The 5,322-nt window shown below is 43.5% G+C and carries 2 protein-coding genes and 1 pseudogene; 2 read left to right on the forward strand and 1 reads right to left on the reverse strand.

The features are described 5' to 3' along the window. Nucleotides 1-1,070, reverse strand: a pseudogene (locus A3757_RS04440) (flagellin); the annotation flags it as partial. Nucleotides 1,071-1,538: 468 nt separating this feature from the next. On the opposite strand from A3757_RS04440, the gene A3757_RS04445 reads away from it, so the two are divergent. Continuing rightward, entirely contained in the window at nt 1,539-3,557 is a 2,019-nt protein-coding gene (locus tag A3757_RS04445) for a flagellin (RefSeq protein WP_068739219.1), read from the forward strand. A gap of 119 nt (nt 3,558-3,676) precedes the next feature. Further along, on the forward strand, nt 3,677-5,322 hold a 1,646-nt coding region (locus A3757_RS04450; protein ID WP_068739220.1), incomplete at its 3' end, for a hypothetical protein.

A 5,322-nucleotide genomic window follows, 5' to 3' on the forward strand; every position in this document is an offset into this window, starting at 1 on the left:
TTACTAGTAATCTCAATATCACTACCATCTTTAGATACTAAAGTGTAGGAACCAACATACGTGTCAGCCGCTGCAACACCTGCCGCTGCTGCACCCGCACCCGAGATATCAATGTTACGACCGTCTGCAGCAGAAAGAGTTACACCTTGCTGCAAGTTATTTAGATCAACCGACGCAGTAACACCTGTTTGACCGCTGCTTAGGTTAATTGCGTCCGCAACACCCTGCAAATCAGTAGATAACGTGCTTGCATCGCCAGATCCACCAACATTGATCGTTACACCATTAATATCAAAGTTAGCGGCACTTGCTACGTTAGTGACTTCTGTACCCGATGCAACCGTTGCATTAACAGTCGCACTGACACCCGATTGATCAGCAACCGCATTGATGGACGCAGCAATTGCAATAGAACTCAAGTTCTGATCGGCAGTTGAAGCACCATCAGCACCCGCATCTGCTGCACCTACTGCGAAGCCGTTAATTACCAGGTCACCCGCAGCCATTGCTGGACGAGCATCGGTAGATGAAACAGAAGACAAACCTGATGTGATATCTGTACCTAGCGTTTCCTCTGACACCTCAGAGATTGAAACGTCTATTCGATCACCAACGTTTGCACCTGTTTGGAAACTAGTACCCTGGAAAGAACCATCTAAAAGGTTCTGACCGTTAAAGTTTGTTTTCTCTGCGATACTCGCAATCTCGGTTTTAAGCTGCTCAACCTCTTCTTGCAGTGAAGAACGTTCCAATGATGTATTCGTACCGTTTGCAGACTGCAATGCTAGTTCACGCATACGCTGCAAGGAGGTTGTCATACTGTTCAATGCACCTTCAGCTGTCTGTGCTAGCGATACACCATCACCTGCGTTTCGGTTTGCTACATTTAGACCACGAACCTGAGCATCTATTCGGTTTGAAATCGCCAAACCTGCCGCATCATCCTTTGCGCCATTGATACGCAAACCAGATGATAAACGCTGTAAAGCAACACTCTGTTCATTCTGAGATTTGTCTAGGTTGCGCTGAGCATTCAAAGACGCGATATTAGTATTAATTATTTGAGGCATGTCGTTTCTCCGATCAATTTTGCAAGTAAACGAACGAGATTTTGAAGTACATCATGCTTTGTAAAGCACGCTCTCGACCGCTTGTTACATCACTTAACGGCACTCCTTAGAATTACTTTAGTTTTTTTTACAAAAACAATGTAAGCAAGTGTAACGAAGTTCTTTTTTCATAAACGCTCTCACTCTCCACATTATAAATAGCGGCAAGCACTAGCCAAAAAACCGGCAATCATAGCTTCTTCCGGTATAACCCAACAAAAATAACCAACCCATAACACTTTGATATCAACACCTTACATATCATCCAGTCAAATTGGCACAGTGCATGCTTTACAAAGAGCAAGGAAAGTGATGCTCGATTATTGCATCACAAATTTTAAAAAAACTTTAATTTAGTAGCCGGTAGTTACTCATCCCGAAACTTTAGGAATGCTGTCCACCGGTATAGAAGATAAGTAGGAGCATACAATGCCTCAAATCATCAATACCAATATCGCGTCAATTAATGCACAGCGCAACCTGGACAATTCTCAATCCGCTAACCAGACGGCTTTACAGCGCCTTTCATCTGGCTTGCGTATTAACAGTGCGAAGGATGATGCCGCAGGTTTGGCAATCTCAACTCGTTTCGATTCGCAAATCCGAGGTTTGAACGTATCCATCCGAAACGCAGGTGACGGTGTATCACTTTCTCAAACAGCAGAAGGTGCGCTCGGCTCGATTACCAATAACTTGCTACGTATTCGTGACCTAGCCCTTCAATCGGCGAACGGCACGAACAGCGCAATTGACCGACAAGCTCTCGACCAAGAAGTTCAACAGCTTAAAGCTGAAGTAAAGCGCGTATCAGAACAAACAAACTTCAACGGTACTAAGTTACTTGACGGCTCTTTTTCAGGGGTAACTTTCCAGATTGGCGCCAACGAAGGCGAAAGCGTCACGGTTAGTATAGAGGGAGCTACTGTTGATCAGCTAGGTTCCGCCCAGGGGGATGGTATAACCTCCGATGCTGACAACAACTCAATGGATGCTGGCGACTTGGTTATAAATGGCATTGCCGTAGGTGCTTCAAGCGGTACTGACGATGCATTTTCCAGCGGAAATCAAGATGCTAGTGCAATATCAAAGGCCGCAGCTATTAATCAGGTTGAAGACCGAACGGGTATTAAAGCTGTAGTGAACGAAACGTCACTGGTTGGAACCAGCTATACCAGTGCAGATGTTAACTCCAATATTACGATTAACGGTATATCAATAGATGTATCAACTAGCGCAAATATAGAGGATATTGCAAACCTACAGAGTGTTGCCAACTCAATAAACTTGAGCTCCGGTCAAACTGGAGTTGAGGCTATCTTTGACGGCAACCCAACAGTGGGTATCCAGCTTGTAGCACAAGATGGCCGCAACATCATTTTAGAAGACGACGGAGCTACTACCGAATCAGTCGGCTTAGGCGTTGATGGAGTCTATACAGGTACATTTACTTTAATATCTAGTGATGGAGGCCCGATTGAACTCGACAGCACAACCGGCTTTATATCCAACACGGGACTGGCAGTTGGCACGTTTAGCGGCAGCAATAGTGGCGCTATCGGATCTACAGTTGGCGCTAACGCCCTAGCAACGGGCGACCTTGTATTGAACGGTGTCCCTGTTGGCCCATCTCAGGCTTCATTTGATACAGCTTCCAGCGGAAACCAGTCATCTAGCGCCATATCTAAAGCAGAGGCAATCAATAAAGTAAGTGATCGTACTGGAGTTTCAGCTGAAGTTAACTCAACCATTGTTAATGGAGGTGCTATAACTGACGGTACAGGCCAAACAGGTAATGTTGATATTAACGGGGTCACGATAAACATTGCCTACAGCGCGAGCGACACCGCTACAGACATACAAAACACAGTTATCTCTGCTGTAAATAATAAAGCAGGTCAAACAGGTGTTACCGCTGAAGCGTTTGGAGCTACATTCAGACTAGTAGCTGAAGATGGTAGAAATATCGAGATTAGTAATTTAAACAACATTACCAACTCTGGTATTACAGCAGGAAGTACTCAAAGTACAATCACCTTACTGTCCGCTGGTAAGATAGAAGTATCGTCAATAACAGGTAACGTTCAACAAGCAGGGTTCGATATTGGAACGTATGGTTCATCTGAGAGCGGCCAGTTAATCAAGGACATTGATATCTCAACGGCTGATGGTGCCATACTAGCCATTTCAGCAATTGATAATGCGCTAACTGCTATCAACTTCCAGCGGGCAAACTTAGGTGCTATCCAGAACCGCTTTGAGTCTACAATTACGAACCAGGCTATTGCTGCCGAAAACTTTTCAGAAGCTAGTTCGAGAATTAGAGACGCAGACTTTGCCGCAGAAACAGCTGAGTTATCGCGGTCTCAGGTTCTACAAAGCGCGGGCCTATCGATTCTTTCACAGGCCAACGGACAGCCTCAGCAAGTACTTCAGTTACTGCAAGGTTAAGCCTAAGCCAATCAAAGGTACCTTCTTCTTTATGAGAAGGTACCTTCCTCTTTACCAAAATACCTCGCAATGGTAGCTTAGCTGAATCTTTATACAGAATTCATTCCGGTAATCAGCAAATGCAAAATAAGAATCTCCCCCTATCCTTCACTCTTTTCGACTTAGAACGCTCAATTGCTCAACGAAATTATAAATTATATGAAAGCCAGCTCATTGAGCTTGTTAATTTCATGGATAAGCGAACAGGGTTAGAATCTACTTATAAAACTGACTCTTCCGGAAATCTAAGTTGCTCATATCAAGGTTTATCCCCTTTAAACAATTTAATGAGCCTAGAAGAGAAGCAAGATATCTATAGCCGCCTAGCAGCGACTATTACAAGCTATCTTTCTGATCTGAACTACACTCCCGAAGATACAACGCTTATTCATTTAGTAATTTTAAAAAACTATATTGCAGAGATCTTTTATTTAAGCTGTTACGCGAACATGGATCACATCATGTTTAATCGTGGCTTAGTAGATGAAAACCTATCGCTGAAACTTCAGACTGAACAAGATATAAAATACCTATACTGCTGCTTAACACTCGATACTGGCATTGCATTTGACGCCACGCAGCTCGCCACCGCTATGCCCTACTTTGGAATGTACTGGTATCTTGGCATGCTATATGGCTACCATCATCCCTACAATACGAAGATAGAAGAAAACTTCAATCACATATTTGAAGCACATCCGATCATTAGTGATATGGAATTCGATAGCACCGCAGCAGAGTTAGCGGCCGCCCCATGGATGCTCTGTTCTTACCTTGACCGGAATGACAGACATGAGATTAAAGCCTCTATCAATAAGGCTATGGAGAACTGGGTAAAGAGAAAGCACCTTTCACCTGGAACAGTAAAGAAAGTCGAAAAATATATAGCCAAATCACAGCAAGTAAAGAAAATAGTTGTACTGTCTGAGCAGTACAAGTCACCACATGCTATGTACCGCTGTTACCACCTTGAACTCAAGCTATTAAAAGAACAGTTTGACGTTACATGCCTAGCCGACCCCAATAAATACGATGAACTTTCGAGTAAAGATTTCGACCGAATAATCGACATAAGTGATACTGCGACCGATCTTTCAAACATCATCGCACAAATCGTTAAGCTTGAACCTGATCTAATTTATTTCCCTTCAATAGGCATGGCAAAATGGACGATCCCCCTTGCAAACGTTCGTTTAGCTAAACACCAAATTATGTGCTACGGCCATCCTGCTTCAGCATTTTCACCTTACATCGACTACAGTTACTGTTCTGAACCACGGCCTGGCTGGGACTTTCAACAATTCTGTACAGAAAAGATCGTACCTATCTATCAAGGTAGAGAGTTCGTCTGGGAACCACACCCCGAATATGAACCCTTCGATATTGAAAAACCTAACGACGGGGTTGTACGAATAGCTATCAATAGCTCGTTACCTAAAATAACACCACGTTTTATCCAAATGTGCAAAGTCTTACTGGAGCACTCTTCAGTACCAATTGAATTCAACTTTTTCTTAGTTAGTCATGACATTGCCTTTGAAAAGTCGCTAAAGATCACATTGAGCGGAGCTGCTAAGGTTCACCCTCCAGCAAACTACATGACCTACATGAAGAACCTATCGGTCTGCGATCTTGCTATTGGTACATTTCCCTTTGGCGGTTCAAACACCAATACTGATATTGCGTTGCTAGGTATACCAAAAGTATTTTATAGCGAAGGTTGCGG

It is taken from the genome of Oleiphilus sp. HI0117, assembly GCF_001635235.1.

Bases quoted from the DNA above. Each gene is read 5' to 3' on its own strand.
- A3757_RS04445 (WP_068739219.1), top strand. From the start codon at position 1,539: ATGCCTCAAATCATCAATACCAATATCGCGTCAATTAATGCACAGCGC.